Source organism: candidate division TA06 bacterium (assembly GCA_016208585.1).
Lineage (GTDB): Bacteria > Edwardsbacteria > AC1 > AC1 > EtOH8 > UBA5202.
The window spans coordinates 16,003-30,804 of the sequence record JACQXR010000056.1 but is presented as its reverse complement, the minus strand read 5'-3'; the positions used below and the strand labels follow the sequence as shown (position 1 = coordinate 30,804).

The window sequence follows — 14,802 nt, the reverse complement described above, 5'->3', positions numbered from 1 at the left end:
TGTAGTATTTGTCAAGGTGAACCGTGTGTATTGGTTTTTCGTCATCGTAATCATTGCTGCCCATGGTAAAATTGCCCGCGGGGATCTCTATGAGGACCGAGCCGTCCTTCTCGTTCCTACTTTCCCCGCCGCCCAGAGGGGTTAACCCCACCCTTCCCTCCCCTCGAGGGGAGGGATAAGAGGGAGAGGTTGGGGTTTTCTTAAGAACTATGGACTTCGCCACGCTCTGCCCGGCTCCAATGTTTACGCTTATTTCCCCGTCCTGGTAGCCGGTCTTTTCAACTTTAACGGAATACGACCCCGGCTCCAGGCCCGTTACCGAGCAGGGGGTGTTGCCCCTTGGCGTTCCGTCAACCATAACATTGGCCCCGCTTGGCGTGCTGGTTATTACAATGGAGCCGGGCTTGGGATTTAAAACCGCGTTTACTTCGGTTACTTCATCCGGTGCCGTTGTAACTTCAACCTCGTAATTTTCGTAACCGGTTTTGGCGACCTTTAGCCGGTATGTTCTAATGCTTAACCCCGCTACCGTCAAACCTGTTGAACCTGTTAAACCTTTTGAAACCTTATCCATGTAAACGCCGGCCCCGGGCGGCGAACTGGTAACTTTTATGGAGCCGTAGACTTTTTCCAGCGTCACATTCATGCTGGCGGTGATGCCCCTGGCAACTTTCACCTGCCTTTCCGCGTTTCGGTAGCCGTCCAAAGTCAAAAGCACCGAACGTTCGCCCGCCTCCAGCGGGCTTACAAGTCTTGGGGTTTGTCCCCAATCAGTTCCGTCCACAAATATATTGGCGCCGGCCGGAGCGGAGTAAACCTTAAGGCCTCCGGTTTCGGCGGCCGGCGACTGTTCCTGTGACAAAGCCTGGCCCAGGCCGGTAAGCTTTATCTTGGGCAGTATTCTGGCTACCAGCGGAGGAACCAGATTGTTCAAATCCTCCTCGGCTACAATTTTTTCCTCGCGATCCTGGTATTCAATCCGGGCGGTCTTAACGTCAACCACTCTTAGGGTCAGCACGAACTTCTGGCCCAGTTTGCCCAGTGTGCCGATAATCATCTTGTCAACGTTTAAAATGGTTCCGGCCTCGGCCGCGCATTTGCTCTCGGTGCAGCCGGTCTGCTCAAACGCCTTTTGTTTGAGCAGGGCCTCCATTTTATTCTTTTCAATCAGGTCTATTCTTTCCGAGTTGCGGAACTCGCCCCGCACGAACTCCGAGATCACCGCCGCGGTGGAAACGGCCACGCCCTGGGGCTCCAGGTCCAGAACGGCAACGCCCACTTTCTGTCCCCGGGCCGCAGCCGTATAAACAAGGGCTGCCAGGACGGCAAATATGGCAAACTTTCTCATAGTCAATTCTCCTCTGGTTTTTATAAATATTTTATCCAACTCATCCCCTGTCCCCTTCTCTTGGCCCTGTGGTGAGTGACACACTGAGTATGCCGAAGTGCATGGTCGAACCAAAGAGAAGGGGAAGCGAAGCAGGTTGAGTTTTTTCCCCGAACCCATCCCGCCCGGGCGGGCGGGTTGAGTTAGTTTTCTTTTCCCGAAACCCATCCCTATTTTATGTTCAAAAACAATTCGTCCGTCAAGGCCTTGATTTTATCCAGGGCCTCGCTGGCCGCTCCGGCGGCTGCGGCCCGAGCCAACGGTTTTTCGTCTTTGAGATCATTTTTTATTTCCAGGTCCAGGCCTATCATCTGCCCCATCTGCACCAGGCTGCCGGTAAGACAGTAATCGGCCTCGGCCGGCGAGCCGTTATCAAAGGTAAGTTTTTTATACTTTTCGGGAATGCTTGCCAGCGCTACGCTGTCGGCCTGCCCTTTAAGCGTAATCGGCCTCGGCCGGCGAGCCGTTATCAAAGGTAAGTTTTTTATACTTTTCGGGAATGCTTGCCAGCGCTACGCTGTCGGCCTGCCCTTTAAGCCCGGCCGCTTTGCCCTTGCATTCTATTCCGGTAAAATAGACGACCGGCGGGGCTTTAAGCTCGGCCAGCAACAGTTTTATTTTTTGGGCCAGCTCCGCTTTGGTTTTTTCGGTAAACCCCTCAAAATGATAACGGATATTCCCTCTTTTGTCTATCAAAAATGTTGAAGGCAACGGGCCGACCTTATAAAGCATCATCGCCTTCTGGCCCAAATCGTATAATATCGGATAGCTGACCCGCTGCTTAACGGCTATTTCTCTGGCTTTGGCCTGGCTGCGCTTGGTATCTATGCAGATGCCGGCTACCATCAGCCCGCTGTCGCCGTAGGTTTTCCTGAGATTTTCCAGCATGGGCATCTCGGCTAGGCACGGTTTGCAATAGCCGGCCCAAAACGAAAGCAACACAATCTTGCCCTTCTGCCGGCTTAGAGCAAAGGCCTGGCCGCTTGCATCCGGCAGGGTAAATTCCGGGGCAGGCTCAGTTCTGGCGGGCAATGCCGTAATGACCATAATTGACAATGTAAAAATAAGTTTTTTCATGGAAAGCAACTATTTCATTTTTCCCATAGTTTTCTCCACTGCATCCAATATCGAGCAGTCCAGAATCATATCGTTGATAGCCTCAATATCCCGATAAAATTCCCGATCATATTTAAATGATTTCACCCTGGCCCGGATGGCCTGATGGGCCGCATTCACACCTTTGCCTGGTTTTAACGGTTTATGAAACTCCAATCCCTGGGAGGCGCATAGCAGTTCGCAGGCCAGCACATAGCGGACGTTGTCGCAGATCTGTCCGGCCTTGCGGGCCCCGAAGACGCCCATGGAAACATGGTCCTCCTGATTGGCCGAGGTGGGAATTGAATCCACCGAAGAGGGATGAGCCAACACCTTGTTCTCGGAGACCAGCGAAGCGGCGGTATTCTGTACTATCATCAATCCCGAATTAAGGCCTCCCTGCCTGGTCAGGAAACCCGGAAGTCCCGAGAGGGACACATCCAGCAGCCGGGAGATGCGCCGCTCTGAGATATTGGCCAGCTCGGCCGTTGCAATCCCCAAATAGTTCATGGCCAGGGCCACCGGCTGGCCATAGAAGTTTCCGCCCGAAAGCACCTGACCGTTTTTTACAATTACTAACGGATTATCCGTTACAGAATTAAGTTCTGTTTCCAAAACCTGCCTGATATGCTGTAAAGCCCCTTTGGAGGCCCCGTGGACCTGCGACATACAACGAAGCAAATAGGCATCCTGAACTTTCAAGCAATCCTTATGGGATTTGCGGATTTCACTTCCTGCCAAAAGCCTTCTTAGATTTTCAGCTGAGTCCATCTGCCCGTTATGCGGCCGCAGGGCCTGGATCCGGGCATCAAAGACCATATCGGTACCGCGCAGGGCCTCCAGGGACATGGCCCCGGCGATGTCGGCCAGCTTGCACAATCTCTCGGCCTCCAGCAGGTTCAGTATTCCTACCGCCGTCATCGCTTCTGTCCCGTTGGTGATTGCCAGACCCTCCTTAGCTTTAAGTGTCAAAGGTTTCATCCCGGCTCTTTTTAAGGCCTCGGCGCCATTGACCATTTTCCCCTTATAAAAAGCCTGGCCCCGCCCTATCATCACCAGACCGATATGGGCCAGGGGCGACAGATCGCCCGACGCCCCACCGAACCTTGCTGCGGGACCAGCGGTATGATGTCCTTGTTCAAAAGCCCCAGCAACTGCCGGACCACCAGCGGTCCGACCCCCGAAGCCCCCTGGCAGAGCTGGTTGGCCTGCAAAAGCATGATAGCCTTGACTCTTGATGGGGCTGGAACAACTGCCCCACCCCGGTAGCATGGCTTTTTATCAGATTTTCCTGCAGCCGGTCAATTTCGTCCAGCGAAATCCGGACTTCGGCAAATTTGCCGAAGCCGGTGGTAATGCCGTAGACCATCCGGTTTTCCCTGACGATCCGTTCCACCACCCGGCGGCCGGCTGCCAATCTTGCCAGCGCTGTCGCCGATAATGACAGCCGCGTTTTCAGTGACGCAACTGTCCCAATAATCTCAAGCGATAAAGGTCTTTGCCCGACAATAACTTTTTGCATCATATCAACTTCTATAAGGTTATAATCCTGTATTTTAGCCAATTTGGATAGAGAAGTCAATGAAAAAAGCCTTCGTGAAAAGCCCTCGTGAAAAAAGCCCCCGGATATGGGAGCTTTTTACAAAATACCGGGGCTGCCAGTTATTTTAGATCTTCATTTTGGATCACATCGGGACTAATATATTTACCCCAGGTGGGATCGGTTCGCTCATCCTTGGACTTTGAATACATCAATTGGAACCTGCCAAAACTTGATTTGTCGACAAAAACGAATTTATTCCCGTTGTAATAGCGCCAGATCTCAACCGGGCGGAATTGTCCCTGCATGGTCTTGCTTTCAACCTCGTTAGGTATGCCGTATTTGATATAAAGCCGACCCCGGTCGGTCAGGCTTCCCTTCATCCCCCCGCGATTTTTCTCTCCGAACTTTATATCGGCGGATTTATAACGCCGGGCGTGCTCCAGCAGAGCTTCATTCTCGGGGGTGGCCGGATCAGCGTCGCGGGAGTTCCAAAACCTCCGCAAAAATTCTTTCTTTCCGCTTTCATCCAGCTTCTTCAGTTGTTCGACCTCCCGGGAGGCAGCTATATAGCCTATTTCGTAAAAATATTCTCCGCCTTCCTTCAGCAGTGCCTGTATTTCCTCCTCTAATTTATCCCCGACCCCGGTTATCTCTGTCAGGGATTTTCGGTTGATTTTAATTCCGGCCTGGGAATAGGCCAGTAATTTTCCGGCTCCGTCCTTTAGTCGGGCTTTCAGGATATACAAACCGTCGGGAAAGCTGTCAAGATTAACGCCACCGGTCTGAATTATCTGTCCGTTCCGTTCAGTAATGTCGTTATTGGCGATATTATTGATCACCGGCTGGGAAGTGGAGTTCAAGGAGATTTGGACGAATCTGCCTTTGCCAATAGTATCTAAAACCGGGCGGTATACTTCAAAGTAATAATACAAATTCCCGTAGGCTTCGCCGAATTCCCGGGAAGGATGCGGTTTGATCTGAAGTTTACCCTTGGTGAACCTGGTTTTTGCGGAATCCAGATAAATGTCCGAAGCCACCTGGATTTGGCTGATGGATGGATTCCCCGGGTTTAAAAAAGGGACGTTGATCTCCCGGTCCAGGGTTCCAATGTTCCCTCCGTTCAGGTCACTGACCATAAATTTAAGAGAATAATCCCCGGGATTCAAATTATTCGCCACAATCAGGTCTTGAATTGCCAGATCCCGGCGCTCGATTTCCTGAACCGTTGGCACATTAAGATTGGAAATCCAATCCTCATTGAGAAAAAGCTTGCCACTGAAATCCCGAAGTTGGATCACTGTCTTATAGCTGATTGTTCTTTGTCCGGCATTTTGTTTAATCACGAAATCTTTAACCGGCAGGCTCCAGTAAATCTCCTGCCAGGTTCGCCCGCCGTCTCCGGCAAAGGCAGTCCCGTCCACCCAGAACTTTATGGTGCCGTCGGAGAAAAGCGGCCAGCCCTGGGCCAGGGAAAACACTGCCAAAAGCATTGCCAGGGCCATCGTCGGAACCAGTTGTTTTTTAAACTGATTGTTCATCGCACTCTCTCCCTTTTTGGATAAATCAATTCGTAGTCGCCTATGCCCTTGCGATCCATGAATACATACCGGCGTCCGTCTGAGTAGTAGTACCATATTTCATAGGCCGGATATTCCAGCTCAAAAGGATGCCTTTCGATCTCATCGGCCAGCCCGAAAATAATATAGACCATGCCCATATCGCTTTTCCATCCGGGCTTGAATACCGAGCCAAAGTGCTCGTTGGCATAATTCACGCGATCGTAGTATTCATCGCGAAATTCATTGACCAGTGTGGTAGTATCAGGATCCCTCAACTGCCAAAAACGCAGCAGCAAGGTTTCCCTTAAGGCCGGTGGCGCCTGCCGCAGGGAATCCATCTCCCGGCCCTTGGAAATATATTCCAGTTGGTCGATCTGCTCCCGATAATCTTTGGCGGTAATGAATTTTGAATTACGGACAAAAAGTGATTCTCTGGCCGCCGCTTCCTGCCCGGCCTGTTGAACTTCAAGTATCAGAACATAACTGCCGGTTAAAAGGCTGTCGGCCCGGATGGTTTTTGTCACAGCCAGTTCGTTGCCCGCCGCAGCCAGGGTTTCGTTTTGAACCCAGGAATTGACGGTGGAGCCAAAACGCAGCAGGCTATAGCCGGCCTTTATAGATTCCGGCTGGTTTGAATAAATCCGATAGTATAGGTTGATATCGCCGTTGCCGTCCCCGTATTGTCTTTTAGGCCACGGGATCAATTTTTCATCCTGCATTTTTTGAAACCGCAGGCCGCTTAAGTACAGGCTGCCTGGTTGAAAACTTTTGATCTCCAGTTTTATCTCAGACGCTCCCCTTCGTTCAGAGTTGTTGTCGGTGCAGATTATAAGGAATTTATATTTCCCTGGAAGAACCTTCAGGCTGAAAGTATCACAGGCCAGATAATTCCCCTTTTGCAGTTCCTGATATTTTTCCACCGACAGTGACCTTTCCCAGGAATCGCCGGCTACTTGGCCGCCTTTGGCATCCATCACGATCACCGAAAAACTATAGGCCGCTTTGAATTGCCGGCCCTGGGCCACGAATTGTACCTGATCGTAAGGCAGGGAATATGATATTTCGGCCCGGATCCCATCCGGGGCCTGGAACTGGGTCACCTGATAATAAAACCTGACCGCACCCTGGCTGAGGCCAAAACTCTGACCAAGCCCAGATGATCTTGCTCCCATGGCCCAGAGGATCGAAGCATTCAAGCCGAGCAACAGGATAATTATTCTTGTTTGTCTCATTCTGATTAGGTGTAATATAAAATTGACCGGAGATCAATTTTTATTGTGATTTTTGGAGTGACTTCCGCCTATGCCAGCAGAGGCTGCCGCCCGCCGCCAACAGGGAAATTCCAGCCAGCAACAAATAAAGAGGATTTAATTCCCGGCTGCGGGCTTCCATGGTCAGCCCCGCGGCTGTAACCTGCCCCAAGGAACGGTTCCAGACCAGGCCGCCGGGTGTGATGGAGTCGGAATTATGTCCGACAATTTGTCCGGGCATCACAAGCTTATGCCTGATCCAGTAAATATCTTGCCCGGCTGCCGGGGCTGCCGGTTCAGGTTTTGAGGCAGAGATTATTTCCAGGTATTCGTAATAAACCCATAGACCTGATTTGGTGATTTTAAATTTTACCGAATCGTCACCGTCCGAGAAAAGCTCCACCCTGTCCGCCCGGTAATTCCAGGACAACTTTAAACTGCCGTCATCCAATTCGGTTTTGGCGGAGCCGGTCAACTTCACTTCCGATTTTGCCTGCAGACCCTGGCCCGGGATATTGAAAAGTTTTCCCGTGCCGTCAGTTTTTTTATAAAGCCCGGCCATCATGGGAGCCATCACGATCTCAACAGTTCTGGTTCCTCCGCCCCTGCGGTTGACCGCAGTCTGAAACTCCACCGAAAAACAACCGCAGCAGGCCAGCGCCAGAAGAAATGAAGCCGGATAAAGTTTAAGGCGAAGTCTCATCCTTCGCCTTTTTTCTTGATCATCTTGAGCCGAAAGATGTCCTCCCGCTCCCTTTGCTCCAGCACACCCTTGATGTAGCCCATCTCCCGGTATATCCTGGGGATCACCACCTGTTCCAGGGCGTTGACCCTGCGGGTGGTCTTCTTGATCTCGGAGCCCAGCCGCTTAAGCCTGGTCTCACTGCCGGCCACCACTATCAAAAGATCTATTATCTGTTCAAAACTGTCGGTGGTCTTGATTGAACGGTAGGTGGCGGCGGTGGGGCTGTATCCCCGGGAGAACTGGTCGCGCACCACGCTGCCGGCCGAGACCTCGGGGATCTTGATGCCCCAGACGTTCTTTTCCGAGACATTGAGCCGGATGTCGCGGCGGCCCGGCAGGGCCGATGACTCCAAAGGCTGGCGGCCTTCAAAGGCCACCGCCAGGTTCAACAGTTCCACCGCCTGCTGGGAGGTCTGATTAAGCTGCTCCCGTGAGGCCAGGGAATTCTTGACCACCACGAAGAAGTCGGTCACCAGGGCATCCCGCTTCTTTTTAAGCAGGTCCACCCCCTGTTTGGCCAGGGACACCTGGGCCTTGCGGCCCAGCAGGTTCATTCGAGTAGGTGATACGTTTTCCATCTATTGGTTATTTGTTATTCGAAGAAACGGTTGATAGAATTTTTTGCCGCTAAGCGATGCACTGAGTTTAATCGAAGTGACGCCAAGATCGCCAAGGTTTCTTAAAATGGAATCACGACCCTTATTGATGCTAAAATTTAAAACCGGTGAACGTTTCATATTTATTTGTCACATCCTGCCGCAGCTCACGCCCGTAAGCTCCGGTGGTAGCAGCCGGTTTCTTGTTGGCTTCCAGCTTTTTAAACAAGAATCCGCTGTCGGCCGCGGCAAAACTGTATTCCGGGTCAGCCCGGTATTCGTAGATCAAAGACTTTCCGGGCGAGACCTCAGCTTCCACGGTATTGCCGTTCTTGTCCGGGCCGCTTCCGTTGATGATGTTGGCGGTGACCCTGATGCTATGTTTTCCGGCCGGAAGTTTTAACAAGTAAGCAAAGTAATGCGGCAGATTGTTGTAGTTCTTTTTAACTTCGCGGATGCTGGGAAAGGCAGTCAGACTGGAACTGTCCCTAAGCGGTACCAGCGCCGTGAACCGGCCGGCGTCCAGCGGTTTGTTATCTATTTGAAAAGTTATGGGAACGCTGTAGATATCCATCAACAGCAGCAGGGCTCCGCTGTCGCCTTCGACAGATACCGGTTTGGGCTGGACCTGGACCTGGCCGGTGAGTACCACCTGATAAGTGCCGTCCTGGGTGTAGCCGATGTCCATGATCTGAAAACCCGGCAGCAGAACTGCCTTGGCCTGGGTCTCGATAAAGTCTTCCTGCAGCACCGAGTTTTTGACCGTGGACTTGGACTCCACCGTTACCCCGGCCTGCTCGATGGCCTGGCGCTTGGCATCCAGGGTCGCTTCTTTCAGATCCTGCTGGCGGGTGGTCTTCTTTCCGTCATCCAGCCCCTTGATGGTAACGTCGATGGTTTCGGCAAACGCCAGGGCCGCCGACAGAACCAGAACCCATGACAATGTCCGCATTGTAGTATTCATGATCGATTGCTCCTTTTATAGGTTGTTTGAAACGTTTCAAACTGTTTGAACTGTTCAAACGATTCCAACGGTTCAAAGTTATATCCCCGTTTTCCCGTGCATCTGCTCCATAAGCTCGCCGTGATAATATTTACTGATGTGATCCTTGCTGATCCGCTTCAGCTCCTTGACCGGCAAGATTGACAACAGTTTCCATCCGATGTTCATGGTCTCCTCTATACTCCGGTCGGCCTGGCCCTGGTTGATCATCTCCTTTTCAAACAGCTCGGCGAATTTCAGATATTTCCGGTCCACCTCGGTCAGGGCCTCTTCGCCGATGATGGCCACTAATTTGCGCAGGTCGCGCCCGGTGGCATAGGCCGAATAAAGCTGGTTGGACCATTCCCGGTGGTCCTTGCCCCCGATGCCGTTGTTCATCAGCCGGGACAGCGAGGGCAGCGGGTCTATCGGCGGATAGCAACCGATGCGGTGCAGCTGCCGGGACAACACCAACTGGCCCTCGGTGATGTATCCGGTCAGATCGGCTATGGGGTGGGTGATGTCGTCGTCCGGCATGGTCAGGATCGGGATCTGGGTGATGGAGCCCTTGCGGCCGTGGATGCGCCCAGCCCTTTCATATATCTGGGCCAGGTCGGTGTACATGTAGCCGGGGTAGCCGCGCCGTCCGGGGATCTCCTCCCTGGCGGTGCCCACTTCGCGCAGGGCCTCGCAGTAGTTGGTCATGTCGGTCAGGATCACCAGCACCTGCATGCCATGATCGTAGGCCAGGTGCTCGGCGCAGGTCAGGGCGCAGCGCGGGGTCAGGATTCGCTCGATGGTGGGATCGTCGGCCTTGTTCATGAAGACCACGGTCTTGGACAGGGCGCCGGATTTCTCGAACTCGGTGATGAAAAAAGTGGCTTCGCGCGAGGTAATGCCCATGGCGGCGAAGACCACCGCGAACTCCTCCTTCTCGCCCAGCACCCGGGCCTGTTTGACGATCTGGGCGGCGATCTCGTTGGCCGGCAGTCCGGCCCCGGAGAAGATGGGCAGTTTCTGCCCCCGCACCAGGGTGGCAAACCCGTCGATGGTGGAGATGCCGGTCTGGATGAACTCCTCGGGCTTGGCCCGGGAGGTGGGGTTCATAGGCTGTCCGATGATCTCCAGCCGTTTCTCGGGGATGATGGGCGGCAGGCCGTCGATCGGCTCGCCCAGGCCGTTGAAACGGCGGCCGATCATGTCGCGCGACACCGGGATGCGAGCCACGTCCTCCTTTAAGCTGACCGAGCTCTTGGCCAGGTCCAGCCCTCGGGTTTCCTCAAACACCTGGATCACGGCGTATTTCTCGGAGACCTCGATGGTCTGCCCGCCCTTCTTGCTGCCGTCGGGGAGTTCTATCTCCACAATGGCGCCGTAGGAAAGCCCCTTGGCGTTATCCACGAACAGCAGCGGCCCGGAGATGTAGGAAATGCTTTGGTATTTCTTGGTGGTTAGGTCCATGTATGCCTCGTTCGTTATATGTCAAAATGATTTTTTATTCTTTTTTTATCAGCGATATCTCCATCAGGCCGCAGCGGCGGCCTTGTTGAAATCCAGCGATAGTCTTTTGGGGTATGCACCATACCTTACCCGCCAACCCCGATGCTCTTGCTTTTTTACTGCAACTTACTCGGCATTTTACTAAGGCTATTTAAACTCACAGGGATGCTGTTTAAACTCTAACGGAGCCTATTTAAACAATAACGAAGAAAGTTTAAGAAATAACGGAGCCTATTTAAACCCCAACGGAGGCTGTTCAAACACCAACGAAGCTTGTTTAAACTCCAACGGAGGCTGTTTAAGCACTAACGAAAGTTAATTAAGCTTTAGCAAGGCTTATCTGGCATAAAACACAAGCTTAGAAAGCTTTTTATAGGCGGGTGTGGCAGCCCCGGACATGCTTTTGACGTATTTCTTAACCTTAAGGCTGATGGCCAAAGCCCCGGTGCCTTTGGCGTACAGCAGTTGATCGCGATTGGCGCGGGCCGTGGTAAGGGCCAACGCCGTCTTGTTGACCGTTGCGCCCAAACCCGGAAGTTTATCAAGATAGGCGTTAAGGGCGGCAACCTTTAAATCCGCCTCGTTGGGCTTGTAGGCCGGAATGGCGGCCAGCAGGGCCGTCAGTTCCTTGAAATTGCTTACCCGGTTGTCGTAACTCATCTGCGAGGTGGACCTGGTCTTGGCGGCCAGGGCCGGATCCTCCGGCTTGATGGCTTTGCCGCCCCGGATCTTCTTTAATATGGTCTTGGCATCCTTGATCTCGCGGTCGCTTCCGGCCACGGCCAGGGAGTTGATGACCCGGGTGGCTAATTTGCTCATGCCGTCAAAGGCTGTCTGGCGGGCGTTGACGGCTAATTTATAGGGGGCTTCGGCCGCAAACACGGCGGGCAGGATTTTCTCTAATTTGGTATTGATAAGCCTTAGGTTGGACAGTTTGATGTCGGCCACCGATGGGTTATAGGAACTACCTATGTCCTCCACGCTGTTAACAAGGGCGCCAAAGTTGGCAATGTTCTTGGCATGCCCAGACTCGGTGGTGGAAACCTTTTTGGGTGTAGCTTCTGCCATTGGTGTCTCCTTTAATTATTATTGTTACCAGCAATTGTGACAACCTATGTTGTCGGCTGGTTTTCTATTTACCCGATTTTCTTCTGTTGTCGTCCTTGCATAACATTTGGCAATTTTTTTCTGTTGTTTTACCGCCTTCGTGCCAAGGCTTAATGTGGTCGGCTTCCATTTCAGAAATATCAAATTGCTTTTTGCACTTTACACATTTACCTTTTTGCCGCTCATAAACTTTTTGTTTCATAGAATCAGTAAATGCACGGATTGAAAGATGTTTTTCGTCATGCGTAAGAATATACGGATAAATTCCGCTCTTTTTTATCACATCGTCATCAGCAATCAATTTGGCCGTTTCTGCTTCTATCTCTTTCGTGTCATAAACTACGTTTTTGTATTTGTTGTATAGTCTACCCCAGTCCACACCTTTCATGAACTTCCTCTTATTGGTAAAAGTCGCGTTTACCCAGGAAATTACATCTTGAAAATATCTCCATAATGCGCTGGCGTTGGGGTCGTGCTGGTGGGTTGCCATATAGCTTTCAATTTCGCCATTAGAAATCCAGTCAATAGCCGTTTCCAAATATTCCTGACGAATTGCAGAGCCAATGAGATAATCATTTCCAATGCTATGTGCTACGCAGCCGGTTTTACTAAAATAGCGTTTGGCATCGGAAACCCATGAACCAGCATACACCGCATTACGTAATTCCTGGTCGGTAAGTTTTTCACCTGCGATGTTTATTGTCCTGAACCATTCCAATTTTTCGCTGTCTGCGCCGCTGCAAACATAAATCATAAGTTTATAGTTAAGGATTTGTTCTTGCTGGTCGTCTTTAAGATTATGGAAATACAAATCCTTAAAGGCAAAATCACCATTGATATATTGACAAACTGAAATTGTACGCTGTTGTCCGTCGATCACTTCAAAATTCCCGTCTTCTCTAAGCGCCCAATACATAACATTAAGAGGAAAGGCCTTTGTTATGGTATTGATAACAGCATCACGTTGTTTGTCCTTGTAAATAAATTCTCGTTGATATGGTGGCCTAATATCAAGCCTGCCGCCGTAACCCACCACACCTTCTTCGGCGTTGTCTTTGTAACCGTCTGCTAAATCACGGACGGTAATTTCTTTAAGTTCTATTTTCATTGTCTTATAATTTTTTATTCTTTATGAAAATCCTACCATACATTCTTTTACCGTTTATATATCCACGCCCTTTTGGGATTTTTAAATCATATTCATTGCCTAATATTTCAAATTGGTCTGGGTTATATTTATCCATAAATGTAATTGGCACACCAATAATACCTTTATAATCACAAGGTATATCTTTTGTATTGTCAACATTTATGGCATTATAGTTATCATATTTTGGGTATTCTTCTGGATTATATTTCTTACATAATATAAATTCTTCGTGTCTTTCTTCATAGTCTAAATTTGTAAACCAACGTACACCTTTAACTCTGATAAATTTATTCCCTTTATCATCTATCCTACAACCTGCTGCTTTCAATGGGTAATGCGCAGGTACTCCAAATTCCCTATCTCCGCTATGAATACTGTGACCAAACCAAACTTTATTTTCTTTAAACAATTTAAATACTTCCTTATAGGTCAAGGCATTCATGTTCCCAATTATAACAAACTTTTTTTTGTATTCAACTAACTGTGCTACATATTCTCTGAATAAAGAAAAGGGCGGGTTTGTTACTACAATATCGGCTTGTTTTAAAAGCTCAATGCATTCAATACTTTTAAAATCGCCATCTCCTTTTAACGGTTTTATGCCAATTTCATCTGGGCTGGGTATCTTATCCCCGTTTTTATCCCCGGTGTATTCCAGATATATTGCTTTTTCAAATTTGTTTTGACTGAATATTTCGGGGTTTAGGTTTTTATAACAAGTTGTAATTAGTTTTTTCAGCTTTAACTGTTCAAAATTATAGGAAAAATAATGAAAGAAATTGCTAATTCGTGGATCATCGCAATTACATAATACAACTTTTCTTTTAAAATGGTTCTTGTAATGCCCTAACTCTTTTTCAATATCCGTTAGCTGCGTATAAAACTCATCTTTTTTAGCAGTTTTTGCGTTGTGAAAGCTTTTATTTGAGGATTTAGTTGTCATATATTTTCCAAGTGAGCTTCTTGTGAATTGTAAATTTGTTGTTTCATTTAAACAACTTCGTGCTCAAATATTTCTCCCCCCGGTCCGGGAAAATGACCACTATCCTTCCCCTCTTTATCTTTTTTGCCACATGAATCGCCGCAAACATGGCCGCCCCGCTGCTCATTCCCACGAAAATGCCCTCTTTTTCCACTATCTTCCGGGCGGTGGCAAAGGCCTGCTCGGTGCTTACCATCACCGTTTCGTCAATAAGCGCGGGATCGTAGATCGAAGGGACGATTGCTTCCTCCATGTTCTTTAGCCCCTGGATGTAATGGCCCTTTACCGGGTGGGCTTCTACTATCCTGATCTTGGGGTTATTTTCCTTCAAGGCCCGGCCCACGCCCATGATGGTCCCCGAGGTTCCGATAGAAGAGACGAAATAATCAATGTTGCCGTTGACCTGTTTCCAAATTTCCTGGGCCGTGGTCTTATAATGGGCCATTTTGTTATAATGGTTGGAAAACTGGTCGGGCATGAAATATTTTTTGGGATATTTCTTTACCAGTTCCCGGGCTTTAACGATGGCCCCGTCGGTTCCCATCCTGGCTTCGGTAAGGGTAACCTTGGCCCCAAAACTCCTGATCATTTTGATCCGCTCGGCCGAGACGGCCCGGCTCATAACAATCTCTACCCGGTATCTCTTGACCGCCCCAATCATAGCAAGGCCGATACCGGTGTTTCCTGAGGTGGGCTCAATGATCGTTTTGTTTTTTGACAGCGCCCCTTCGGCCTCGGCCTGCTCGATCATTTTTAAAGCTATCCGGTCCTTGATGCTGCCGGTGGGGTTGGCTCCCTCTATCTTGGCGTAAATATCCGCGTGTTTATTGGGATTCAGCCGGTTTATTCTGACCAGTGGGGTGTTGCCAATGGTCTGGAGTATGTTTTCAAATATCATAATTGGTG

Annotated in this window: 13 protein-coding genes and 1 pseudogene; all 14 read right to left on the bottom strand. The window is 50.0% G+C overall.

Features of this window, described 5'->3' with window-relative positions; translation table 11 throughout:
* The coding region (locus tag HY768_04745) for a PEGA domain-containing protein (protein ID MBI4726521.1) at positions 1-1,348 on the bottom strand (1,348 nt) is incomplete at its 3' end.
* A 209-nt stretch (positions 1,349-1,557) separates the two neighbouring features.
* Complete coding sequence (locus tag HY768_04740) at positions 1,558-1,860, bottom strand: hypothetical protein (protein ID MBI4726520.1); 303 nt, start codon at positions 1,858-1,860, stop codon at positions 1,558-1,560.
* Positions 1,823-2,464 (bottom strand): TlpA family protein disulfide reductase, encoded by a 642-nt coding sequence (locus HY768_04735; protein MBI4726519.1) that lies wholly within the window; start codon positions 2,462-2,464, stop codon positions 1,823-1,825. The genes HY768_04740 and HY768_04735 overlap by 38 nt, the downstream gene beginning before the upstream one ends.
* A 9-nt stretch (positions 2,465-2,473) precedes the next feature.
* A pseudogene (hutH, locus tag HY768_04730) lies at positions 2,474-4,004 on the bottom strand (histidine ammonia-lyase).
* A gap of 140 nt (positions 4,005-4,144) precedes the next feature.
* Positions 4,145-5,563: a GWxTD domain-containing protein gene (locus HY768_04725; GenBank protein MBI4726518.1), complete on the bottom strand. Its 1,419-nt coding sequence runs from the start codon at positions 5,561-5,563 to the stop codon at positions 4,145-4,147.
* Positions 5,560-6,816 carry a GWxTD domain-containing protein gene (locus HY768_04720; protein MBI4726517.1) on the bottom strand — a complete coding sequence of 419 codons (1,257 nt, stop codon included), beginning with the start codon at positions 6,814-6,816 and terminating at the stop codon, positions 5,560-5,562. Before HY768_04720 ends, HY768_04725 begins: the two co-directional genes overlap by 4 nt.
* Before the next feature lie 40 nt (positions 6,817-6,856).
* Positions 6,857-7,537, bottom strand: a complete 681-nt coding sequence (locus HY768_04715; GenBank protein MBI4726516.1) for a hypothetical protein — start codon at positions 7,535-7,537, stop codon at positions 6,857-6,859.
* Positions 7,534-8,157 (bottom strand): V-type ATP synthase subunit D, encoded by a 624-nt coding sequence (locus HY768_04710; GenBank protein ID MBI4726515.1) that lies wholly within the window; start codon positions 8,155-8,157, stop codon positions 7,534-7,536. Before HY768_04710 ends, HY768_04715 begins: the two co-directional genes overlap by 4 nt.
* Positions 8,158-8,287: 130 nt before the next feature.
* Positions 8,288-9,139: a hypothetical protein gene (locus HY768_04705; protein ID MBI4726514.1), complete on the bottom strand. Its 852-nt coding sequence runs from the start codon at positions 9,137-9,139 to the stop codon at positions 8,288-8,290.
* A 78-nt stretch (positions 9,140-9,217) separates the two neighbouring features.
* A complete protein-coding gene (locus tag HY768_04700) occupies positions 9,218-10,618 on the bottom strand; it encodes a V-type ATP synthase subunit B (protein ID MBI4726513.1) in 1,401 nt (466 codons plus the stop codon).
* A gap of 375 nt (positions 10,619-10,993) precedes the next feature.
* Entirely contained in the window at positions 10,994-11,725 is a 732-nt protein-coding gene (locus tag HY768_04695; protein MBI4726512.1) for a hypothetical protein, read from the bottom strand.
* Between the two features lie 64 nt (positions 11,726-11,789).
* A complete protein-coding gene (locus HY768_04690) occupies positions 11,790-12,872 on the bottom strand; it encodes a DUF262 domain-containing protein (protein MBI4726511.1) in 1,083 nt (360 codons plus the stop codon).
* Positions 12,873-12,876: 4 nt separating this feature from the next.
* A complete protein-coding gene (locus HY768_04685) occupies positions 12,877-13,857 on the bottom strand; it encodes an adenine-specific methyltransferase EcoRI family protein (protein ID MBI4726510.1) in 981 nt (326 codons plus the stop codon).
* Positions 13,858-13,900: 43 nt separating this feature from the next.
* Positions 13,901-14,791 (bottom strand): cysteine synthase family protein, encoded by an 891-nt coding sequence (locus HY768_04680; GenBank protein MBI4726509.1) that lies wholly within the window; start codon positions 14,789-14,791, stop codon positions 13,901-13,903.
* Positions 14,792-14,802 lie beyond the last annotated feature (11 nt).

Bases quoted from the DNA above. Each gene is read 5' to 3' on its own strand.
- HY768_04695 (MBI4726512.1), bottom strand. From the start codon at position 11,725: ATGGCAGAAGCTACACCCAAAAAGGTTTCCACCACCGAGTCTGGGCAT.
- HY768_04735 (MBI4726519.1), bottom strand. From the start codon at position 2,464: ATGAAAAAACTTATTTTTACATTGTCAATTATGGTCATTACGGCATTG.
- HY768_04710 (MBI4726515.1), bottom strand. From the start codon at position 8,157: ATGGAAAACGTATCACCTACTCGAATGAACCTGCTGGGCCGCAAGGCC.
- HY768_04720 (MBI4726517.1), bottom strand. From the start codon at position 6,816: ATGAGACAAACAAGAATAATTATCCTGTTGCTCGGCTTGAATGCTTCG.
- HY768_04725 (MBI4726518.1), bottom strand. From the start codon at position 5,563: ATGAACAATCAGTTTAAAAAACAACTGGTTCCGACGATGGCCCTGGCA.
- HY768_04715 (MBI4726516.1), bottom strand. From the start codon at position 7,537: ATGAGACTTCGCCTTAAACTTTATCCGGCTTCATTTCTTCTGGCGCTG.
- HY768_04685 (MBI4726510.1), bottom strand. From the start codon at position 13,857: ATGACAACTAAATCCTCAAATAAAAGCTTTCACAACGCAAAAACTGCT.
- HY768_04690 (MBI4726511.1), bottom strand. From the start codon at position 12,872: ATGAAAATAGAACTTAAAGAAATTACCGTCCGTGATTTAGCAGACGGT.
- HY768_04705 (MBI4726514.1), bottom strand. From the start codon at position 9,139: ATGAATACTACAATGCGGACATTGTCATGGGTTCTGGTTCTGTCGGCG.
- HY768_04700 (MBI4726513.1), bottom strand. From the start codon at position 10,618: ATGGACCTAACCACCAAGAAATACCAAAGCATTTCCTACATCTCCGGG.